Raw genomic sequence first — 20,248 nt, 5'->3', positions numbered from 1 at the left:
GCCCAGTCCTTACTTTATTGGCCTTACTGGCCGGCTTCGGCATGCGGACGGACCGCATGCTGTGGGGCGCTGGTCCGCGAAAACTGCCGTGCCGCCTCGTTGATGGCGACATTGAAGCGTTGTGCCAGGCGGCCGAGATCGGTGCTGAACTTGTTGTAGAGCACCACAGCCGGAATGGCGGCGACCAGGCCAAGCGCGGTGGCGAACAGCGCCTCGGCAATGCCGGGCGCAACCACGGCCAGACTCGTATCGTTGGAACCGGCAATTGCGGTGAAGCTGTTCATGATGCCCCAGACGGTGCCGAGCAGGCCGATGAAGGGTGCGGCCGAGCCGACCGTGGCAAGGAACGGCAGGCCGGGTTCGACCTGGCGCAGCTGCTGCGCCATCGCCTGGCGCATCACCATTTCGAGGCGGACACGGAATTCATAGCGGCTTTCGCCGGCATCCATGCCGTCGCGCTTCTCGCGTGCCGCCGCCACCAGAATGGCGCCCTGGATACCCTCGCCGGCCTTGACGGCGTTGAGCAGCGCATCGGCCTTCACCGCGGCCTCGAAATTGCGGGCGGCACGGCGCAGGGTGCCAAAGCGCACCACCTTTTCGACCGTGATGGCCCAGCTGGTAACCGAGGCCAGCACCAGGATTGCCATCACGCCCTGGACGATCGGGTCCGCGTGCAGGACCAGCGCCATGAAGGAAAGATCATGGTTCATCAGATTCTTACTCCGGGTTGGCCGCGTCTACGCGCAGCTCGCATTTGCGAGGCCGGTTATTAATAATGAGAACCGCTCGCAGAATAAAGGGGTTAAGACTGAAAATGTTATAATATAACTACAATAAATTGGAGATGCGACAAAGCGCCCCGTGGGGGATCAGGCCCAGCCGAAACGGTCCCGGATATCCCGGGCAATATGGTCCATGTCGTCCAGGCGGGTGTTTTCCCACTGCATCAGCCGGCCGTCGAACCACTGGATCAGGCCGCGGCGCAGCAGGCTGTCGTAAAACAGCTCGAACCGCCGCGACCGGCCGGGCAGCCGCGCCACCAGCACCGGTTTGCCGGTCGAGCAGGCCTCCGAGATCATCGAGATCGACTCACAGGTCACCACGATGATGTCGGCCAGGCCGAGGAAGCCGAAATACGGGTTCGGCCCCTTCCCGTCCCACAGCACGGCCGGCAGGCTGGCCAGGCCGCCACGCAGGATATTGGTTTCGGCTTCGCCGGTGCGACGCGAGACGGTGGCGAGGATGCCGCAACCGGACCGCTGGACCATGTTGCGCAGCTGCGCGACGAAGTCGTGCATCCAGTCTTCATCCAGCGTGTAATTGCGATTGCTGCCGCCCACCAGCACGGCGACGCGCGGCGAGGGAATCTGCGCAAACTCGTCGCGGAATGACTGGGCGGCGCTGTCGAGCTTGAATTGCGTCACGCGATGCAGCGCGCCATGGGTCAGCAACACATTGGGGCCGCGCACGCGGTCATGCTCGGGCACCACCAGCAGATCCCAGTTGCGCGGATTGCTGCGCGGATCCTGGGTCAGCACGGTGCGGGTCTTGCCGCCGCTCGCCTTCTTGATCGCCAGGGCGGCAAAGGCCGCCTTGCGGCCGCTGGCAATCAGCAGATCCGGCCAGGGCTGGCCCTGCATCGGCGCCAGCGTGTCTGGCGTCAGTGCCGACAGGCTGGCGAAGGCCGGATGCATCGGCAGCCATTTCTGCGGCGCACGCAGGGCAATCTCGAAACCTTGCGGCAGGCCGAACCCTTCGGTGGTGAACAGCGCTTCCGCCAGGCCGAGCGCCTGGCTCTGCATGCCGGCGGCATCGCGTTCCCAGATCGCCCAGATGGTTTTCAGCATGAGCGCGTCAGCACTCCAGTACCATGCCGTCATAGGCCGGCTCGACACCGGGCGGCAGCTCGGATTTCAGCGCGTTGTAGTCGAGGTCGATATGCAGGTTGGTCAGCACCGCGCGTTCGACGCCGAGCCGGGCAATCCAGCCGAGCGTCTGTGCGACATGGCTGTGGGTCGGGTGCGGTTCGTAGCGCAGTGCATCCACCACCCAGAGCTTGATGCCATCCAGCGCGGCAAAGGCGTCGTCGTCGAGGCTGACGACATCGTTGGAATAGGCGAAATCGCCGCAGCGAAAGCCGAGCGAGTGAATGTTGCCGTGCTGCTGGCGGAACGGCACCAGCTCGATCTCGCCGACCCTGAATGGCCCGTCGATCAGCTTCGGCTCGATGATCGGCGGATAACCGTCGCCCATCTTCTCGAAGCAGTAGGCGAATTTGCGCATCAGCCGTTCATGGGTGAAGGCATCGGCATAGCCCTCGATGCGCTTGCGCGAGACATAGGCCAGCGTGCGCAGGTCATCGAGGCCATGAGTCTGGTCGGCATGATCGTGCGTCCAGGCCACAGCCGAAACCCAGTGGAAACCGTTGGCAAGAAACTGGCTGCGCAGGTCCGGGCTGGTATCGATCAGCAGGCGGGTATCGCCCTGCTCGATCACGATGGAACCGCGGCTGCGTTTGTTTTTAGGTTCGTTCGGATCGCAGACGCCCCAGTTGCCGTCGATGCGTGGCACGCCCACCGATCCACCGCAGCCCAGAATGGTGATCCGCATCCGCCGGACCGTCAGGCCGCGCGACGGTCGCTGACCGCCTCGGCCGGCACCTTGTCGAACAGGCGCAGGAAATTCGCTGTCGTGGTGGCGGTGATATCGGCGGTGCTGACATTCTTCAGCTTGGCGAGGAAGGCTGCCGTATGCGCGACAAAGGACGGCTCGTTGCGCTTGCCGCGCATGGGCACCGGTGCCAGATACGGCGCGTCGGTTTCCACCAGAAGATTCTGCAGCGGTAGGGCCTGCGCCGACTCCTGAACGCCACGCGCCTTGTTGAAGGTCAGGATGCCGGAAAACGACACCATCATGTCATGCTTCACCGCCAGCTCTGCCAGCGGCTGGCCAGACGAGAAGCAGTGCAGCAGGCCCTTGAACCTGCCTTTGGCCATTTCGGCATCCAGGATCGCGGCGGTGTCGTCATCGGCATCGCGGGTATGGATCACCACCGGCAGGCCGGTTTCGCGTGCGGCCTGGATATGCGCGAGAAAACAGGTCTTCTGCGCCGCGCGGTCGCTGTGTTCGTAGAAATAGTCCAGTCCGGTTTCGCCGATGCCGACCACCTTCGGGTGTTTGGCCAGCTCGATCAGTTTGGCGGCAGCCACATCGACATGGTCGTCTGCCTCATGCGGATGGATGCCGACCGTGCAGTAGACATCGGGATAGGTTTCCGCCACCGCCAGCACGCGGTCGAACTGGTCGAGCCGCGTCGAGATGGTCAGCATCAGCCCGATACCGGCCTGACGCGCGCGCGCGATGATCGCATCGCGCTCCTCGGCAAAATCAGGGAAATCCAGATGGCAGTGACTGTCGATCAGCAGCGCCATGTCAGGCCCCTTCCTTCGCCGCCTCGACATGGCGCGGGAACACGCCCTGCGGCGTGGGCAGCGGCGTGCCGGCACGCAGGCGGCCGGCCTCGCCCAGATGCGCGAAGCTGCGCGCGGCTTCCGAGACGCCGAGCTGGTCCAGCATCTTCGCCGCCGACTGCGGCATGATCGGCTGTGCCAGGATGGCAAGCTGCCGGATCGCGTCCAGCAGGCACCACAGCACGGTCTGCATGCGGGCCGGATCGGTCTTGCGCAGCGTCCACGGCGCCTCGACGTCGATATACTTGTTGGCGGCATCGACCAGGTCGAACCACTGCTGCAGGGCTGTGTGAATCGCCTGCTCGTCCAGCGTGGCGCGCAGCTGCTCCACCAGGCTGTCGGCCTGGGCCAGCAGGGCCTCATCGGCCCCGTTCAACGCACCGGGCGTCGGCACCGAGGCATTGGTGTTCTTGGCGCAGAAGCTGAGCGTGCGCTGCGCCAGGTTGCCGAAACCATTGGCCAGCTCGGAATTGATCCGGTTCATGATCGCGGCACGGCGGAAATCGCCGTCGTTGCCGAACGGTACTTCGCGCATCAGGAAATAACGCGTCTGGTCGAGGCCGTATTCGCTGATCAGGGCCAGCGGGTCGATCACATTGCCCAGCGACTTGGAAATCTTCTGGCCTTCGTTGGTCCACCAGCCATGGGCGAACACGCGTTTCGGCACAGCCACGTCAGCGGCCATCAGGAAGGCCGGCCAGTAAACCGCATGGAAGCGCAGGATGTCCTTGCCGACCATATGCAGGTCGGCCGGCCAGTAGCGCGTGTATTTCTCGCCCTCAACATTCGGATAGCCGGCGGCGGTGATGTAGTTGGTCAGCGCATCGAGCCACACATACATGATATGCGCTTCGTCGCCGGGCACCGGAATGCCCCATTTGAAGGTGGTGCGCGACACCGACAGATCCTTCAGCCCGCCCTTCACGAAGCTGATCACCTCGTTGCGGCGGCTGGTCGGCAGGATGAAGCCGGGATTCTCGTCGTAGAATTTCAGCAGCCGGTCGGTCCAGGCCGACAGCTTGAAGAAGTAGGACGGCTCCTCGACCCACTCGACCGGCGCGCCCGATGGCGCCAGCTTCTGGCCGTTCGGCCCGTCCTGCAATTCGTCTTCCTGGTAGAAGGCTTCATCACGCACCGCATACCAGCCGGCATATTTGCCGAGATAGATATTTCCGGTGGCGACCAGCTTCCGCCACAGCGCCTGCACGGCGGTGACATGCCGCGGCTCGGTGGTGCGGATGAAATCGTCGTTCGAGAAATTCATCGCCTGGGCGAGATCGCGGAAGGTCTGGCTGACCGTGTCGCAGAAGGCCTGCGGATCGATGCCGGCGACCTCGGCAGACTTCTCCACCTTCTGGCCATGCTCATCGGTGCCCGTCAGGAACATCACGTCATAGCCATCGAGCCGCTTGAAGCGTGCCAGCACATCGCAGGCGAGCGAGGTGTAGGCATGCCCGATATGCGGCTTGTCATTGACGTAATAAATCGGCGTGGTGACGTAATAGCTTTTGCGGGTCATCGGCTTAAACTAGGGTCAAGGCACCGGCAGTGCCAGCGGCGGGCCTTTTGCTAGCACCCGCAGGGCTATTTTGCCAGCAATTCGAGCCCCTTGGCGACCGCCTGCAACTGGGTTTCCGCACCCTGCCCCTGACTGCGGCGGAAAATCCGCATGCCGGGATACCAGGGCGTGCCCTCACCTTCGGCCATCAGATAGAAAAACAGGCTGCGGCCGCTCGGCGGTGCCAGCACCCAGACGGGCTTGCCAAGCGCGCCGGCCAGATGGGCGGTGACATTGGACACCGTCAACGTGAGATCCAGGGCGGCGATCTGGTCTGCCAGTGCAGCCAGGTCATTCTGCGTATCGATGGCCGGGTCATGGATGTAGCCTTCGCCGAACAGCGCCCGCAATTCGCCATGCTCCTGCTCAGTCGCGCCATATTGCAGGCAGACAAAACGCAGGCCCGGGATCGCCGCCAATGGTGTGAGATCGGTCGGCCGCAGCGATTTCGCGGCACCGAGCGTCGGGTTGGCGCTCCGCCACGACAGCCCGATCAGGCGATCCGCCGTGCCCTGCCGATACTGCGCGGCCAGTGCAGCAGCCCGTGCGGCATCGGCCTGCAGGACCGGCTTGCCGGGCGGCGCGCTGACGGCGAGATCGCCCAGCGGACGCTGCCCGTCGAACGACTGTTGCAGCAGGGCGGGATCGGCATGGGTGCCTTCAGGGGCGAAGTCGATGCCGGTGAAGCTGCGCTTCAGCAGCGGGATCAGGCGCGGGTCGGTTTCCAGTGTCACCTTGGCCCCGGCGTCCACCAGTGCCGGCAGGAATTGCAGCAGCAGCAACCGGTCGCCCAGGCCCTGCTCGCCCCAGATCAGCAGGCGTTTGCCGGCCACATCATTCTCGGTCCAGGCCGGCCAGGGCCAGGCGCGCTTCGGCAGCGGCGTCACCGCCTTGCGCCAGCGCCAGGCATAGGCTGCCCAGCCGTTGGCGAAATCACCTGCGGCCAGCGCGGCGAGTGCATAATTCCACTGCGTTTCAGGATCGCTGGGAAAGCGCTTCAGGGCCTCGCGATAGGTCGACAAGGCCGTATCGATCTGCCCCAGGCTGTGTTGCGCCATGGCCAGCCCGGCATAGGCCTGGGCATGGCCGCGAGTCAGATCCAGCGCCTGCTCCAGCAACGGCAGTGCTTCCGGTGCGCGGCCGGTTTCGCGCAGCGACGCAGCCATGTTGATCAGGGCGGCGGCATATTGGGGCCGCAGCTTCAGCGCCTGCTCGAAATGCGGCAGGGCGGCGGCATGGTCGTCCCCGGCCGCCAGCAGGCTGCCCAGATTATTGTGGCATTCCGGTGCCTGCGGGGCGATTTCAGCCGCGCGCCGTGCAGCCTGTTGCGCCCCCGGCAGATCGCCCATGGCCTGCAGGCAGGTCGCCAGTTGCAGCCATGCGCTGGCATGTCCGGCGTGAATGGCCAGCAATGTGCGATAGCCATCGGCAGCCGCCACCAAGGCACCGGCCAGGCGCTGGGTTTCGGCCCAGGTGAACAGCACATCGGCATCCTTCGGCGCCAGTTGCCGCGCTTTTTCTGCAGCCTCGCGTGCCGTACCGGTCGCCCCAAGCGCCAGCAGCGCCTCGGCATAACTCAGCCACAAGGCAGATTGCTTCATCGCGCGATCCAGCGCATGACGCAGCAGCGGCACGGCCTCGCCCGCACGGCCGCTTTGCACCAGCAGGCGGCCCAGCAGGTTATAGGCATCGAGGGTATCGGGAGCTGCCTGGAGTACGGAACGGTATTTAAACTCTGCCCGGGCCAGATCGCCGCGGCGATGCGCTTCCAGTCCGGCCTGCAGCTGCTGCAGCACAGCCTGGGTCGGAACCTCGGGTGTTACATCCGATGACGGCGGCGCATTCATGTCTCGAAACGGAAATCGGGTACGTCGATACAGCGCTCGAGCAGCCGCTTGATCCGCTGCATCACTTCATCGCACAGCGATCCCATTGCCTCGGGGACCAACTGTTCAGGTACCTCAGGGAGTATCTCGCCAGAAAACTGGACCAGCACGTCCTGTTGCATCAGGAAAACCGCCTGCGCGAAGAAATTCATCATGTCGCGCTTTTCAAGGCCGATCAGATAGGCGCCCATTGCCTTGAGCAGCGCATGAAAGGCGCGCACCTTCACGGCGGTCACTTCATGCAGGATCGGCTCGCGCGTCACCGGCGGCAGGTTTTCCAGCTTGCTTTCGATCACATCGCAAAAAGACAGGAACTCCTGCACCCGGCGAAAGCCGTCGGCGTAATCCGAGAATGGCAGGATGGTGGCCAGGGCGAACATGCGGGCGGTGACAGCCTGTACTTCTGCCGCCCGACCGTTCAGAACCTGCAGCAGACGAACGGCCTGTCCCGCGGCACTGTCAGCACCGGCGATATCGACCTGATTCTGGCTATAGTCCTGCATCATCGAATCCAGCTAAGCAGGGATTGGTTAATGATTTCGTTGCAGCCGTCCCGTTCGTTGCCCAGCGCCAAGGTTTTATGTATGGTGATTCTTTAATGTCTGTCAGTCGCGCCACTCCCGCCGAAACAGCCGGCCTCCGGCCGCTGCCCCCCTTTCCTCATCGCCATCTCCTTGGAATTGAAGGGCTTTCCGCCCAGGATATCCAGATTCTGCTGGACCATTCCGACCGCTTTGTCGATCTGAACCGGGCGGTGGAGAAGAAGCAGAGCAGCCTGCGCGGCCGCACCATCATCAACCTGTTTTTCGAGAATTCGACCCGCACCCGCACCAGCTTCGAGCTGGCCGGCAAGCGACTCGGCGGCGATGTCATCAACATGTCGGTCGCCACCTCCTCGGTGAAAAAGGGCGAGACCCTGATCGACACCGCGATCACCCTGAATGCCATGCACCCCGATCTGCTCGTCGTGCGGCACCAGGATTCCGGCGCGGTCGCCCTGCTGGCCCAGAAGGTCGGCTGTGGCGTCATCAATGGCGGTGACGGCAGCCATGAGCACCCGACCCAGGCACTGCTCGACGCCTTGACCATCCGTCGCCGCAAGGGCCGGCTGGAAGGCCTGTCAGTGGCGATCTGCGGCGACATCCTGCACAGCCGCGTGGCGCGCTCGAATATCCACCTGCTCAATACCATGGGCGCCCGCGTGCGCCTGATCGCGCCGCCCACCCTGATGCCGGCCTATGCCGAGCGGCTCGGCGTCGAGGTCTTCCACGATATGCGCAAGGGCCTCACCGACGTCGACATCGTGATGATGCTGCGCCTGCAGATGGAGCGTTTTCACGGCTCCTTCGTGCCGTCCACGCGCGAGTATTTCCACTTCTACGGCCTGGATTACGAAAAGCTCGCCTTCGCCAAACCCGATGCCCTTATCATGCATCCCGGCCCGATGAACCGCGGCATCGAGATCGACACCGAAGTGGCCGACGATATTCACCGCAGCGTCATTCACGAACAGGTCGAGATGGGCGTTGCCGTGCGCATGGCCTGCCTTGAACTGCTGGCCCAGCATCTGCCGAACTGGCGCCACAGCACCCCGGCCGGAGTATGAGTACCAGCACCATGGCCCGTCGCCGCAAGCTCTACACCAATGCCCGCCTGCTCGACCCCGCCTCCGGGCTGGATGTCAAAGGCGCCCTGCTGACCGAAGGCGACAAGATCGTCGATCTCGGGCCCAAGCTTGCCAGCGGCAATTTCGCCGGCGACACCGAACAGATCGACTGCCAGGGCCACTGCCTGTCGCCCGGCCTGATCGACATGCATGTCTGGCTGCGCGAACCCGGTGCCGAGCACCAGGAAACCATCGCCACCGGGGCCCGCGCCGCAGCCGCCGGCGGCATCACCACCATGGTGGCGATGCCCAACACCGAGCCGACCATCGATGAAGTGGCACTGGTGGAATTCGTCGCCCGCCGCGCCTCCGATACCGCCGTGGTGCGCATCCTGCCGGCCGCCGCCGTCACCAAGGGCACCAAGGGCGAGGAACTGACCGAGCTGGGCCTGCTGGCCCAGGCCGGCGCCGTCGCCTTCACCGAGGGCGACAAGCCGATCTACTCGCCGCGCCTGATGCGCCGCGCCCTGTCCTATGCCACCACCTTCGATCTGCTGATCATGCAGCATTGCGAAGACCCTTCGCTGGCCAAGGGCGGCGTGATGAACGAGGGCGAGGTTGCCGCGCGCCTGGGCCTTGCCGGCATTCCGGCCATGGCCGAGGTGATCCTGCTGGAACGCGATGTGCGCCTGCTGGAAGCCACCAATGGCAGGCTGCATGCCTCGCATCTCTCGACCGAGGATTCACTGGATGTGGTGCGCCGCGCCAAGCAGCGCGGCCTACGGCTGACCGCCGGCGCCGCACCGCATAATTTCTCGCTCAACGAATTTGATGTCGGCGATTACCGCACCTTTGCCAAGGTGAAGCCGCCGCTGCGTGTCGAGACCGACCGCAAGGCCGTGGTCGATGCCATCGCCGACGGTACCATCGACGTGATCTCCTCGGCCCATGCGCCGCAGGATCCGGAAAGCAAGCGGCTGCCGTTCGCCCAGGCCGAATTCGGTATCATCGGACTGGAGACGTTGCTGCCGCTGACGCTGGAACTGTATCATAACGGCTCGGTGCCGCTGCTGCGCCTGCTCGCCTGCCTGACCTGCAACCCGGCCATGCTGCTCAAGCTCGACAGTGGCCGTCTGGCGCCCGGCGCGCCGGCCGATCTTCTGATCTTCGATGTCGATACGCCCTGGCGCGTCGACGAAAAGAAATTCCGCTCCAAGGCCAAGAACTCGCCCTATGACGGCCGGCGCGTGCAGGGCCATGCGCTGCGCACCGTGGTCGGCGGCGAGACGGTCTTCCAGCGCAAGCGCGAAAGCTGAATGCCATGATGATGGAAGCCGTCGCCTGGACTGCGCCCATGCCGCATTACATTGCCGCCATCGTGCTCGGCTATGGGCTCGGCGCGATTCCCTTCGGCCTGGTGCTGACCCGGCTCAGCGGCCTGGGCGATATCCGCAGCATCGGCTCGGGCAATATCGGCGCCACCAATGTGCTGCGCACCGGCCGCAAGGATCTCGCTGCGGCCACCCTGCTGCTCGATGGCGGCAAGGGCACGGCGGCGGCCCTGCTCGGGGCCTATTTCGGCCCCGATGTCATGCTGGTGGCAGCCTTTGCCGCCTTCATCGGCCACCTGTTTCCGGTCTGGCTCAAATTCAAGGGTGGCAAGGGCGTCGCCACCTTCCTCGGCGTGCTGCTGGGTGTCGCCTGGCCGGTCGGCGTGTTTGCCATCCTGTGCTGGCTGACGGTGGCCTTCACGCTACGCTATTCCTCGCTCTCGGCGCTGATCGCGGCCGCACTCTCACCGGTCTTTGCCTGGTTTGTCATCGGCCCGGATGTCGCCGGCCTCGCCGCATTGATGGCCGTGCTGGTCTACATGCGGCATCATGAGAATATCGCCCGCCTGCTCAAGGGCACTGAACCCAAGATTGGCAAGAAGAAACCCGAGGATGGCGCACAGCCCCCGCCTGCCTGAACAGGACAAGCGCGACTGGCTGCGGCTGATCCGCAGTACCCATCTCGGACCGATCACCTTCCATCACATACTCCGGTATTACGGCAGCGCCGCAGAAGCCATCGCACATCTGCCGGACATGGCTGCGCGTGGCGGCGCCAAACGCAAGATCGAACTGGCCGATGAGAAAATCATCGCCGCCGAACTCAAGGCGCTCAAAGCCTGCGGTGCATCGCTGCTGGCCTGGGGCGAACCAGGATATCCGCTCGGCCTGATGCAATTGGAAGACGCGCCGCCCCTGCTGGCAGTGAAAGGCGATCCGGCAGCCGTCACCGCCCTGCCCGGCATCGCCATTGTCGGCGCGCGCAATGCCTCTGCCATCGGCCAGCGCTTCACCCGCGATATCGCCGCCGCCCTGACCCAACGCGGCTTCGCCATCCTCTCGGGGCTTGCACGCGGCATCGACAAGGCCGCCCATGAAGGCGCGCTGGCGGCAGAGGGCCAGACAGCGGCCTTCATCGGCACCGGCATCGACATCAGCTTTCCGCCCGAGAATGCCAAACTGCAGGATGAGGTCGCCGAGCGTGGCGCTGTATTTGCCGAGATGCCGGCCGGTACGCCGCCGCTGGCGCAGAATTTCCCGCGCCGCAACCGCCTGATCTCCGGCGCCTCACTGGGCGTGCTGGTGGTGGAGGCAGCGCTGAAATCCGGCTCGCTGATCACCGCGCGCATGGCCGCCGAGCAGGGCCGCGAGGTGATGGCAGTGCCCGGCTCGCCGCTCGATCCGCGCTGCCGTGGCAGCAACGGCCTGATCCGCGACGGCGCTGCCTTGATCGAAAGCGTCGACGACATCCTCGCCATCCTGGCGCCGCAGCAGCCGCGCCCTGTGATGCCGACGGCGGTTCCGAAAACCGCACCGGCCGGCGATGATGACCTGGGCCGCGCCCATGCCGAGATCGGACGTCTGCTGTCGCCCACGCCGGTGCTGGTGGACGATCTGGTGCGCAGCAGCGGCCTGCCCGCGGCGACGGTGAACATGGTGCTGACCGAAAAGGAACTGGCCGGCCGTGTACAGCGCCATCCGGGCGGCAAGGTTTCCGCGGCCTAGAAAATTCCGCTTGCCTTCATGCCCGGCCGGCGATAAGTCTCCGGTCACGGGGGCAACGCGGTCTCCCCGATCGAGATACTCCGGTATCCAAGCGCCGCTACTGAACTTCACGCCATGATTCCGCGTGACGAGGTAGCAAAATGGATACCACCACCCTTCCCTCAATTTCCATTCCAGACCTGGCCCGTGATACCGCGGCCGGCCGCTTTCACGTACTGCTCGATGTACGGCGCGAGGAACGCTATGCCGAAGCCGCCACCACCATCCGTGGCGCGCGGCGCCGGCGGCCGGAACAGCTGGCGCAATGGGTTGCCGACCTGCCGCGCGCGGCCGAGATCGTTGTCGCCTGCGTGCATGGCCATGAGGTGAGCCAGGGCGCGGCGGCGGAATTGCTGCGCCGCGGCTTCCGTGCCCGCTATCTGGTCGATGGCATCGAAGGCTGGCAGGCTGCCGGCGGGCCGATGCAGGCCAAGCCACCGGCACAGGCCAGCCGCTGGATCACCCGCGAGCGGCCGAAGATCGACCGCATTGCCTGCCCCTGGCTGGTGCGGCGCTTCATCGATGCTGATGCGCGTTTCCTCTATGTGCCGTCAGATCAGGTCTTTGCCCGCGCCGAAGAGTGGCAGGCGACGCCCTACGATATTCCGGGCGCGGCCTACAGCCATGACGGCGACCTGTGCAGCTTCGATACCTTCATTACAAAGCATGACCTCGGCGGCGATCCGGCACTGGCGCAGCTCGCCCTGATCGTGCGCGCCGCCGATACCGGCAAGCCGGAGCTGGCGCCGCAGGCGCCCGGCCTGCTCGCCATCTCGCTCGGTCTTTCAGTGATGTTGCAGGACGATGACGTGATGCTGGAGCATGGCATGCTGATCTATGATGCGCTTTATGCCTGGTGCGCCAGCGCCACGGCCGAGCGGCATGGCTGGCCGCCGGCTGCCTGAATCGGGTAAATAAGAATCATGGACACGACGTCACACAATCCACCGCCCACCTTCGCCGAGGCTTTCCGCATCTGGGCCAAGATCGGCCTGCTCAGTTTCGGCGGCCCGGCCGGACAGATCGCCATGATGCATCGCATCGTAGTGGATGAGAAAAAATGGGTCAGCGAGCCGCAGTTCCTGCATGCGCTGAATTTCTGCATGCTGCTGCCGGGCCCGGAAGCGCAGCAGACCGCCGTGTATATCGGCTGGCTGCTGCATCGCTGGAAAGGCGGCCTCGCCGCCGGCCTGCTGTTCATCCTGCCCGGCCTCGCCGTCATCCTCGGCCTCAGCACCATCTATGTGCTGTGGCGCGAGGTACCGGTGATCAGCGGCGTGTTCTTCGGCCTGCAGGCCGCCGTGCTGGCCATCGTGTTCGAGGCGATGCAGCGCATTGCCAGACGCGCGATCAAGACCCGCTTCCTGCTGGGCCTGAGTGCCGCCGCTTTCATCGGGCTGTTCGTCCTGCAGATTCCTTTCCCGCTGGTCGTGCTCGGCGCCGGCCTGCTCGGCTGGCGCATCGGCAAAGCACGGCCCGACTGGATCGGCGCGCAGGTCAAGCACGATGCCGATGTGCTGCCCAGCGTGGCGCCCAGCTGGCAGCGCAACCTCGGCATCCTTGCCCTCTTCGCGCTGCTCTGGGCCGGACCGGTGCTGTACAGCTTTGCCGCCTTCGGCCACGATCACGTCTTCAGCCAAATCGGCATCTTCTTCAGCAAGATGGCGGTGGTCACCTTCGGCGGTGCCTATGCGGTGCTCGCCTATGTCGGCCAGCAGGCAGTGGAGATCTATGGCTGGCTCGGGCCCGACGAGATGCTGCATGGCCTCGGTCTCGCCGAGACCACGCCCGGCCCGCTGATCCTGGTGCTCACCTTCGTCGGCTATATCGCCGGCTTCCGCTTCGGCGGACTCGACCCGCTGCTCGGCGGTGTGGCAGGCGGCCTGCTCGCCACCTGGGTCACCTTCGTGCCCTGCTTCCTGTGGATCTTCCTCTGCGCGCCCTATGTCGAACGCATCCGCCATATACAGGCCTTCAGCCATGCGCTGGCGGCGATCACCGCTGCCGTGGTCGGCGTGATCCTCAATCTGGCGGTCTGGTTCAGCCTGCACACGCTGTTCCGCGACATGCAGCCGGTGTCCTGGTCTGGCATGACCTGGGATCTGCCGGTGCTTGCCAGCCTAGATCCCTGGATGGCGGCGCTATCGGCAGCGGCCCTGATCGCGGTGTTCCGCTTCCATCTCGGTCTCGGCTGGCTGCTGGGCAGCGCGGCGATTGCCGGAATCGCACTGAAGTTTTTGCAATAAAAAAGGGGGCCGAAGCCCCCTTTTCCATCTTGGTATCGCGCAGGTCTTACAGGCCGACCTGCGTGATGAACTTGGTGTTCAGGTAGGACTCGATGGCTTCCGAGCCGCCTTCCGAACCGTAGCCCGAATCCTTGATGCCGCCGAACGGCACTTCCGGCAGGGCCAGGCCGTGATGGTTGATCGACACCATGCCGGCCTCAAACGCCGCACCGATGGCCGCCGCCGTCTTGGCCGACTTGGTATAGGCATAGGCCGCCAGACCGAACGGCAGACGGTTGGCCTCTTCCACCACCGCATCGAAGTTCGAGAACGGAATGATCGGCGCCAGCGGGCCGAACGGCTCCTCGTTCATGATGCGCATGTCATTGTTGATGCCGGTCAGCACGGTGGGCTCGAAGAAGTTGCCCTTGTTGCCGATCCGCTTGCCGCCGGTCTCGACCTTGGCGCCCTTCGACACGGCATCGGCGACGAACATTTCCATCGCCTGCACGCGGCGGTCATTCGCCAGCGGGCCCATGCGGGTGTCCTTGTCGAGGCCGTCGCCGACCTTCAGCGACTTGGCGAAGTCGGTGAAGCCCTGCACGAACTGGCCATAGACCTTCTCATGCACCAGGAAGCGGGTCGGCGACACGCAGACCTGGCCGGCATTGCGGAACTTGTTGGCCGACAGCACCTTGATCGCGGTATCGACATCGGCGTCCTCGAACACGATCGCCGGCGCATGGCCACCGAGTTCCATGGTGATGCGCTTCATATGCTGGCCGGCCAGCATGGCGAGATGTTTGCCCACCGGGGTCGAGCCGGTGAAGGTGATCTTGCGGATCACCGGATGCGGGATCAGGTATTCCGAGATTTCCGACGGAATGCCGTAGACCAGCTGGATCACGCCGGCCGGCACGCCGGCATCGACATAGGCCTGAACGAGAGCGGCGCAGGCAGCCGGAGTCTCTTCCGGGCCCTTCAGGATGATCGAGCAGCCGGCGGCAATCGCCGCCGAACATTTGCGCACAGCCTGGTTGATCGGGAAATTCCACGGCGTGAAAGCGGCGACCGGACCGACCGGCTCCTTCACCACCAGCTGGTACACGCCCTCGGCGCGCGCCGGCACGATGCGGCCATAGGTGCGGCGGGCTTCTTCAGCGAACCAGTCCATGATGTCGCCGGCGAGCATCGTCTCGCCCTTGGCTTCGATGAAGGGCTTGCCCTGCTCCATCGACATGATCTTGCCGATCTCGTCGGCGCGGCTGCGGATGATGTCGGCGGCCTTGCGCAGCACCTTGTAGCGGTCGAACGGCGAGACCTTCTTCCAGGCCTTGAAGCCCTTGTCGGCAGCGGCCAGCGCGCGATCCAGATCGGCCTTCTCGGCATGGGCGACCTTGCCGATTTCCTCGCCGGTGGCCGGGTTCAGCACGGGGATGGACTTGCCACCAGCGCCCTTGGTCCAGGCATTGTCGATAAAGAGCTGTACTTCGGGATACATGCAGTCCTCCTCAGTCGGGGCGAGCGGTCGTTTTTCGGGGCCGGATTATGGCGCAAACGCACAGGCCCCGCTACCGGTTGCGCCCCGCCTTTGGCATCCCCAGAATAGGCGCCTGTTCCACTCGTATCGTACCGTGACAAGCATGCCGAAGAAGCCTGTGAAACCTGCCGCCCGCCCCAAGGCAAAACCCGCTGCAAAGGCTGCTGCAAAGGCTGCAGCTAACCTTGACGAAACCACCCTGCTGCGCATTGCGGCGGCACTGGAGCGGCTCGCCCCGCCGCAGGCGCCCGCTTTCGACGACACGGCCGCCGACGCGTTCATCTGGCATGCCGAGCCCGCACCCGGCTGGCTGGCACCAGTGCCCAGCATCAACGCCGTGCCGATCCGCCTGCTGCAGGGCGTGGAGCGCGTGCGCGACATCCTGCTGGATAACACCCAGCGTTTCGCCAAGGGTCTGCCGGCCAACAACGCGCTGCTCTGGGGCGCGCGCGGCATGGGCAAGTCCTCGCTGGTCAAGGCCGTACATGGCGCCATCAATGCCAAGAAGCCGCATGCGCTGGCGCTGGTCGAAATCCATCGCGAGGATATCCCCAGCCTGCCGGCGCTACTGGGCATCCTGCGCGAGTCAAAGCGCCGCTATATGCTGTTCTGCGATGACCTGTCCTTCGATGCCGAAGACCAGCATTACAAGTCGCTGAAGGCGGTGCTGGATGGCGGCATCGAGGGCCGGCCCGACAACGTGATCCTCTATGCGACCTCGAACCGCCGTCACCTGCTGCCGCGCGACATGATGGAGAATGAGAAGTCGACCGCGATCAATCCGCATGAAGCGGTGGAAGAGAAAGTCTCGCTGTCGGATCGCTTCGGCCTCTGGCTCGGTTTCCATTCCTGCAGCCAGGACGATTTCTTCGCCATGCTCGATGGCTATTGCGCCGCCTATGGCCTGAAGATCGACCAGACGCAGCTGCGCGCCGAAGCTGTGGAATGGTCGATGACGCGCGGTGCGCGCTCTGGCCGCGTCGCCTGGCAGTTCATCCAGGATCTGGCCGGCCGCCTCGGCCAGCCGATCAGGACACTGAAGCTTTAGGCAACCGACAGGAACTTGGCCGGATCGACCGCCTGGGTGCCGCGGCGGATCTCGAAATGCAGCTGCGGCTGGCTGACGCCGCCGGTGCTGCCCACGGTGCCGATCGCCTGGCCCTTGGTCACCTTCTGGCCTTTTTTAACCAGCGCCTTGTCGAGATGGGCATAGGCCGTCATCCAGCCATCGGCATGGCGCACCAGCAGCAGGTTGCCGAAGCCCTTCAGCTCGCTGCCGGCATAGACCACCACGCCATTCTCGGCGGCGATCACCGGCGCGCCGGCCCGCGCGGCGATGTTGATGCCGTCATTATGCAGGCCATCCGGCGTCGGGCCGAAACCGGCCAGCACGCGGCCACGCACCGGCCATGAGAAGGTGCGGCCCGCGCGCGGCGGCAGCACGGTATCCTGTTTCGGATCGGCGGTCGGTGCCGGCGCAGAGGCCACGGCCTGCTCGCTCTCGGCCCGCGGCGTCGCGGTGCCGCGCGCAGGCACAGTGGTTTCGGGCACCGGTGCAGGCTGTTGCGGAATGGCCGGCAGGCCGGCACTGTTGGTGTCTTCCGGAGGCGGCGCCTGCACGCCCGGTGACACCGGCAGGGTGTCGATCTGATAGCCGCGCGGCGCGGGCGACTGCGGCGCGCTCGGACTCTCCGGCGCCGGGGCGGACGCGACCGCGTAGCCGGTCGGTGACGGTACTTTCAGCTGCTGGCCGACACTGATGCTGTAGGGGGGCTGCAGGTCGTTGGCCTGCGCCAGGCTGTATACATCCACGCCGGTGCTGCGCGAAATGCTGTACAGGGTTTCGCTGCGTTGAACCGTATGGAAGCGGCCCTGCGGCAGGCGCAGGCGCTGGCCCGCCTGCAGCGTATAGGGCGGCTGCAGGTTGTTGTCCTCGATGATCGAACGGACCGGACGATTGTGGCGCCGCGACAGCGCATAGATGGTGTCGCCCGCCTGCACCGTGATGATCTCGCTGCCGGCCGGCAGCTGGCTTTGTGCCTGGACCGGTGCGGCCTGCATGACAGGCGGCGCCGCCTGGCCCGGTGGTGGAGACAGCGGCGCCATCTGCACGCCGCCCTGCGGTGCGGCCAGTGGCGCGGCGCTCACATGGGACGGCGCGCGCGTTGTCCGGGCTGGCGGCGTACCGGGTGTAACCTGCGGAATGTCGCCGCGATGGCCAAATGTCACCGGCGCCGGCGCCTGTTCGCCACAGGCGGCGACCAGTCCGGTCAGGAGCAGCATGGCCGATACACGAATCCGAAGCATGGTGGCGGAGTCTAAGGCCCTTCCCGGTTCCCGACAACGGAGGCCGCAAGGCCGCCGGCCGGCCATAAATAGGTTCAGGCGGTGGCTTCCCGGGCGATTCCGGGCAGCAGCGGCACGAAGCGCACCGGCAGCAGACGTTCCTCGCGCACGGCCTCGCCATCGCGGGTATAGCGGATCACATCCTGTTCGGTGGCATTCACCGCCACCGGCGCCACCATGATGCCGCCATTGGGCGACAGCTGGGCGATCAGGGCATCGGGCCGGGTATCGGCTGCGGCGGTCACCAGAATGCGGTCGAACGGCGCCTGCTCCGGCCAGCCCTTGTTGCCGTCGCCCAGCTTGGTGACGACATTGGTGATCTTCAGGTCATGCAACCGCTTCTCGGCCGTGGTCAGCAGCGAACGATAGCGTTCGATGGTGTAGACCCGGCGGCACAGCTTGGCCAGCACGGCGGTCTGGTAGCCCGAGCCAGTGCCGATCTCCAGCACCTTCATGCGGTCGCCCAGTTGCAAGGCCTCGGTCATATAGGCGACCACATAAGGCTGGCTGATGGTCTGCCCCTGGGTAATCGGCAGGGCGATATTGTCATAGGCATGCTTGAGGAACTGCTCGGCGACGAACTGTTCCCGCGGCACCCGTTCCAGGGCGGCCAGCACGCGCGTATCGCTGATGCCCTGCTTGCGCAGCTCCATCAGCAGCTGAATCACGCGTGTGTCCATGGCCTCAAGCAAGCGCGGCCTTCAGCGCCTTCATGCTGGCGGCATGGGTCAGGTCGAGTTGCAGCGGCGTTACAGAAATAGCGCCATTCTCGGTGGCGCCCAGATCGGTCTGGCGCTTCGACTTGTTCTTCTGGCGGCGGAAGCCGATCCAGTAATACGGCACGTTGCGCGCATCGACGCGGGCATCCAGCAACAGGTCGGTCAGGTCGCGCTTGCCCTGCTTCACCACTTCCACGCCGGTGACCGATTCTGCCAGCACATCGGGGAAGTTGATGTTGATCAGGGTGTCTTTCGGCCAGCCGGCCTTCAGCAGCTTCTTGATCAGCTTGGGCGCATGCGCTTCGGCAGTGCCCCATTTCACCGGATGGCCATGCTGGAAGCACTGGCTCATGGCAATCGAGGGCACGCCCAGCAGCGAGCCTTCCATCGCCACCGCAACGGTGCCGGAATAGGTCACATCCTCGCCCAGGTTGGCGCCGCGGTTGATACCGGACAGCAGCAGGTCGGGCCGCTTGTCCTTGAAGATTTCATGCATCGCCATCATCACACAGTCGGTCGGCGTGCCGCGCACGGCATATTTGCGCGCGTTGATCTTGCGCAGCCGCAGCGGCAGCGTGAGTGTCAGCGAATGCGAGGCGCCGGACTGCTCATACTCGGGCGCCACCACCCAGACATCCTTCGACAGCGACTTGGCGATCTTCTCCAGCACCTTCAGGCCCGGTGCATGGATACCATCATCATTGGATACCAGGATACGCATCACTTGGCCGCCTTTTCGATCCGGGTCAGCCCGCCGGTATAGGGCTTGAGCACATCCGGCACGCTGATGCTGCCGTCTTCGTTCTGGTAATTCTCCATCACCGCGATCAGCGCACGGCCGACCGCAAGGCCCGAACCGTTCAGCGTGTGGACGAAGCGGGTCTGCTTCTCGCCCGGCGCGCGGCAGCGCGCATTCATGCGCCGCGCCTGCCAGTCGCCGCAGTTCGAGCAGGAGGAAATCTCGCGATACTGGTCCTGGCCCGGCAGCCAGACTTCCAGATCATAGGTCTTGCGTGCCGCGCCGCCCATATCGCCGGCACAGAGCAGCATGGTGCGGAACGGCAGATCGAGCTTTTTCAGCACGGTCTCGGCCGCCTCCGTCATGCGCTCATGCTCTTCCACCGATTTCTCGGGTGCGACGATGCTGACCAGCTCCACCTTGTTGAACTGGTGCTGGCGGATCATGCCGCGCGTGTCGCGGCCGGCGGCGCCGGCCTCGGAGCGGAAGCAGGCGGTCAGCGCGGTGAAGCGCCAGGGCAGCTCGCTCTCGTCGATGATCAGGTCGCGCGCCAGATTGGTCAGCGGCACTTCCGCGGTCGGGATCAGCCAGTAGCCGGTGGTGGTGCGGAACAGGTCCTCGCCGAATTTCGGCAGCTGGCCGGTGCCGAATGCGGTGGCATCGTTCACCAGCATCGGCGGCTGCATCTCGGTATAGCCAAACTGGGTGGTGTGCAGGTCGAGCATGAACTGGCCAAGGGCGCGCTCAAGGCGCGCCAGCTGGCTCTTCACCACGGTGAAGCGGGCGCCGGCCAGCTTCACGCCATTGGCAAAATCCATGTAGCCGAGCGCCTCGCCGAGATCGAAATGCTCCTTCGGCTTGAAGCTGTAGCTTTTCGGCGCACCGCTGCGGCGCAGCTCGACATTGCTTTTCTCGTCGGTGCCTTCGGGCACATCATCGGCCGGCAGGTTCGGAATGCGCGACAGCGCATCGGTCAGCGCCTCTTCATGCGCCTTCTGCTCGACATCGAGCAGGCCCAGGCGCTCCTTCAGCGCGGCAACCTCGGCCATCAGTTCGCTGGCACG

At 64.9% G+C, this 20,248-nt stretch carries 19 protein-coding genes; 7 read left to right on the top strand and 12 right to left on the bottom strand.

The genetic code is table 11. The features are described 5' to 3' along the window. Positions 1-23: 23 nt before the first annotated feature. From AAG799_RS02900 to AAG799_RS02870, 7 genes are all read right to left on the bottom strand, one after another. The gene (locus tag AAG799_RS02900) at positions 24-710 is read right to left on the bottom strand and encodes a MotA/TolQ/ExbB proton channel family protein (RefSeq protein ID WP_341894290.1); all 687 of its coding nucleotides are present in this window, start codon (positions 708-710) and stop codon (positions 24-26) included. A gap of 159 nt (positions 711-869) precedes the next feature. After that, the gene (locus AAG799_RS02895) at positions 870-1,847 is read right to left on the bottom strand and encodes a mitochondrial fission ELM1 family protein (RefSeq protein WP_341894289.1); all 978 of its coding nucleotides are present in this window, start codon (positions 1,845-1,847) and stop codon (positions 870-872) included. A gap of 7 nt (positions 1,848-1,854) precedes the next feature. Then, positions 1,855-2,610 (bottom strand): MBL fold metallo-hydrolase, encoded by a 756-nt coding sequence (locus tag AAG799_RS02890; protein WP_341894288.1) that lies wholly within the window; start codon positions 2,608-2,610, stop codon positions 1,855-1,857. A gap of 11 nt (positions 2,611-2,621) precedes the next feature. Then, positions 2,622-3,425 (bottom strand): TatD family hydrolase, encoded by an 804-nt coding sequence (locus tag AAG799_RS02885; protein ID WP_341894358.1) that lies wholly within the window; start codon positions 3,423-3,425, stop codon positions 2,622-2,624. A 7-nt stretch (positions 3,426-3,432) separates the two neighbouring features. Further along, the gene (gene metG / locus AAG799_RS02880) at positions 3,433-4,989 is read right to left on the bottom strand and encodes a methionine--tRNA ligase (RefSeq protein ID WP_341894287.1); all 1,557 of its coding nucleotides are present in this window, start codon (positions 4,987-4,989) and stop codon (positions 3,433-3,435) included. A gap of 65 nt (positions 4,990-5,054) precedes the next feature. Continuing rightward, positions 5,055-6,875: a tetratricopeptide repeat protein gene (locus AAG799_RS02875; RefSeq protein WP_341894286.1), complete on the bottom strand. Its 1,821-nt coding sequence runs from the start codon at positions 6,873-6,875 to the stop codon at positions 5,055-5,057. Continuing rightward, positions 6,872-7,420 carry a hypothetical protein gene (locus AAG799_RS02870; protein ID WP_341894285.1) on the bottom strand — a complete coding sequence of 183 codons (549 nt, stop codon included), beginning with the start codon at positions 7,418-7,420 and terminating at the stop codon, positions 6,872-6,874. The genes AAG799_RS02875 and AAG799_RS02870 overlap by 4 nt, the downstream gene beginning before the upstream one ends. A 92-nt stretch (positions 7,421-7,512) precedes the next feature. Here AAG799_RS02870 and AAG799_RS02865 point away from each other — a divergent pair, with 92 nt between their 5' ends. From AAG799_RS02865 to chrA, 6 genes are all read left to right on the top strand, one after another. Next, complete coding sequence (locus tag AAG799_RS02865; RefSeq protein WP_341894284.1) at positions 7,513-8,520, top strand: aspartate carbamoyltransferase catalytic subunit; 1,008 nt, start codon at positions 7,513-7,515, stop codon at positions 8,518-8,520. Beyond that, on the top strand, positions 8,517-9,836 hold the full coding sequence (gene pyrC / locus AAG799_RS02860) for a dihydroorotase (RefSeq protein WP_341894283.1): 1,320 nt from the start codon (positions 8,517-8,519) through the stop codon (positions 9,834-9,836). The genes AAG799_RS02865 and pyrC overlap by 4 nt, the downstream gene beginning before the upstream one ends. An 8-nt stretch (positions 9,837-9,844) precedes the next feature. Further along, positions 9,845-10,489, top strand: a complete 645-nt coding sequence (gene plsY, locus AAG799_RS02855) for a glycerol-3-phosphate 1-O-acyltransferase PlsY (protein ID WP_341894357.1) — start codon at positions 9,845-9,847, stop codon at positions 10,487-10,489. Then, positions 10,464-11,576 carry a DNA-processing protein DprA gene (gene dprA / locus AAG799_RS02850; protein WP_341894282.1) on the top strand — a complete coding sequence of 371 codons (1,113 nt, stop codon included), beginning with the start codon at positions 10,464-10,466 and terminating at the stop codon, positions 11,574-11,576. The genes plsY and dprA overlap by 26 nt, the downstream gene beginning before the upstream one ends. 140 nt (positions 11,577-11,716) lie before the next feature. Next, positions 11,717-12,520 (top strand): chromate resistance protein ChrB domain-containing protein, encoded by an 804-nt coding sequence (locus tag AAG799_RS02845; protein WP_341894281.1) that lies wholly within the window; start codon positions 11,717-11,719, stop codon positions 12,518-12,520. 18 nt (positions 12,521-12,538) lie between these two features. Further along, positions 12,539-13,861 carry a chromate efflux transporter gene (gene chrA / locus AAG799_RS02840; RefSeq protein ID WP_341894280.1) on the top strand — a complete coding sequence of 441 codons (1,323 nt, stop codon included), beginning with the start codon at positions 12,539-12,541 and terminating at the stop codon, positions 13,859-13,861. Between the two features lie 46 nt (positions 13,862-13,907). On the opposite strand, the gene AAG799_RS02835 is transcribed toward chrA, so the two are convergent. Next, the gene (locus AAG799_RS02835; RefSeq protein WP_341894279.1) at positions 13,908-15,341 is read right to left on the bottom strand and encodes an NAD-dependent succinate-semialdehyde dehydrogenase; all 1,434 of its coding nucleotides are present in this window, start codon (positions 15,339-15,341) and stop codon (positions 13,908-13,910) included. 142 nt (positions 15,342-15,483) lie between these two features. Between AAG799_RS02835 and AAG799_RS02830 the strand changes: the two genes are divergently transcribed. After that, the gene (locus tag AAG799_RS02830) at positions 15,484-16,428 is read left to right on the top strand and encodes an ATP-binding protein (protein WP_341894278.1); all 945 of its coding nucleotides are present in this window, start codon (positions 15,484-15,486) and stop codon (positions 16,426-16,428) included. Here the strand turns inward: AAG799_RS02830 and AAG799_RS02825 are convergent. The 4 genes from AAG799_RS02825 to serS form a co-directional block, all read right to left on the bottom strand. Beyond that, positions 16,425-17,663: a LysM peptidoglycan-binding domain-containing M23 family metallopeptidase gene (locus AAG799_RS02825; RefSeq protein WP_341894277.1), complete on the bottom strand. Its 1,239-nt coding sequence runs from the start codon at positions 17,661-17,663 to the stop codon at positions 16,425-16,427. The two genes, AAG799_RS02830 and AAG799_RS02825, sit on opposite strands and share 4 nt — an antisense overlap. A 98-nt stretch (positions 17,664-17,761) precedes the next feature. Beyond that, entirely contained in the window at positions 17,762-18,406 is a 645-nt protein-coding gene (locus AAG799_RS02820) for a protein-L-isoaspartate(D-aspartate) O-methyltransferase (RefSeq protein WP_341894356.1), read from the bottom strand. Positions 18,407-18,410: 4 nt separating this feature from the next. Then, positions 18,411-19,166 carry a 5'/3'-nucleotidase SurE gene (gene surE / locus AAG799_RS02815; RefSeq protein WP_341894276.1) on the bottom strand — a complete coding sequence of 252 codons (756 nt, stop codon included), beginning with the start codon at positions 19,164-19,166 and terminating at the stop codon, positions 18,411-18,413. Then, a partial coding sequence (gene serS / locus AAG799_RS02810; RefSeq protein WP_341894275.1) for a serine--tRNA ligase occupies positions 19,166-20,248 on the bottom strand: 1,083 nt, incomplete at its 5' end. The genes serS and surE, both read right to left, overlap by 1 nt.

This window comes from Ferrovibrio terrae, from assembly GCF_943371255.1.
GTDB lineage: Bacteria > Pseudomonadota > Alphaproteobacteria > Ferrovibrionales > Ferrovibrionaceae > Ferrovibrio > Ferrovibrio terrae_B.
The sequence above is the reverse complement of the archived record's forward strand: the minus strand, read 5'-3'. Positions and strand labels throughout refer to the sequence as shown.

What these genes read in the sequence shown, in the direction of transcription:
- AAG799_RS02900 (WP_341894290.1), bottom strand. Translation starts at nt 710, where the DNA reads ATGAACCATGATCTTTCCTTCATGGCGCTGGTCCTGCACGCGGACCCG.
- AAG799_RS02895 (WP_341894289.1), bottom strand. Translation starts at nt 1,847, where the DNA reads ATGCTGAAAACCATCTGGGCGATCTGGGAACGCGATGCCGCCGGCATG.
- AAG799_RS02890 (WP_341894288.1), bottom strand. Translation starts at nt 2,610, where the DNA reads ATGCGGATCACCATTCTGGGCTGCGGTGGATCGGTGGGCGTGCCACGC.
- metG (WP_341894287.1), bottom strand. Translation starts at nt 4,989, where the DNA reads ATGACCCGCAAAAGCTATTACGTCACCACGCCGATTTATTACGTCAAT.
- AAG799_RS02875 (WP_341894286.1), bottom strand. Translation starts at nt 6,875, where the DNA reads ATGAATGCGCCGCCGTCATCGGATGTAACACCCGAGGTTCCGACCCAG.
- AAG799_RS02870 (WP_341894285.1), bottom strand. Translation starts at nt 7,420, where the DNA reads ATGATGCAGGACTATAGCCAGAATCAGGTCGATATCGCCGGTGCTGAC.
- AAG799_RS02865 (WP_341894284.1), top strand. Translation starts at nt 7,513, where the DNA reads ATGTCTGTCAGTCGCGCCACTCCCGCCGAAACAGCCGGCCTCCGGCCG.
- pyrC (WP_341894283.1), top strand. Translation starts at nt 8,517, where the DNA reads ATGAGTACCAGCACCATGGCCCGTCGCCGCAAGCTCTACACCAATGCC.
- plsY (WP_341894357.1), top strand. Translation starts at nt 9,845, where the DNA reads ATGATGGAAGCCGTCGCCTGGACTGCGCCCATGCCGCATTACATTGCC.
- dprA (WP_341894282.1), top strand. Translation starts at nt 10,464, where the DNA reads ATGGCGCACAGCCCCCGCCTGCCTGAACAGGACAAGCGCGACTGGCTG.
- AAG799_RS02845 (WP_341894281.1), top strand. Translation starts at nt 11,717, where the DNA reads ATGGATACCACCACCCTTCCCTCAATTTCCATTCCAGACCTGGCCCGT.
- chrA (WP_341894280.1), top strand. Translation starts at nt 12,539, where the DNA reads ATGGACACGACGTCACACAATCCACCGCCCACCTTCGCCGAGGCTTTC.
- AAG799_RS02835 (WP_341894279.1), bottom strand. Translation starts at nt 15,341, where the DNA reads ATGTATCCCGAAGTACAGCTCTTTATCGACAATGCCTGGACCAAGGGC.
- AAG799_RS02830 (WP_341894278.1), top strand. Translation starts at nt 15,484, where the DNA reads ATGCCGAAGAAGCCTGTGAAACCTGCCGCCCGCCCCAAGGCAAAACCC.
- AAG799_RS02825 (WP_341894277.1), bottom strand. Translation starts at nt 17,663, where the DNA reads ATGCTGCTCCTGACCGGACTGGTCGCCGCCTGTGGCGAACAGGCGCCG.
- AAG799_RS02820 (WP_341894356.1), bottom strand. Translation starts at nt 18,406, where the DNA reads ATGGACACACGCGTGATTCAGCTGCTGATGGAGCTGCGCAAGCAGGGC.
- surE (WP_341894276.1), bottom strand. Translation starts at nt 19,166, where the DNA reads ATGCGTATCCTGGTATCCAATGATGATGGTATCCATGCACCGGGCCTG.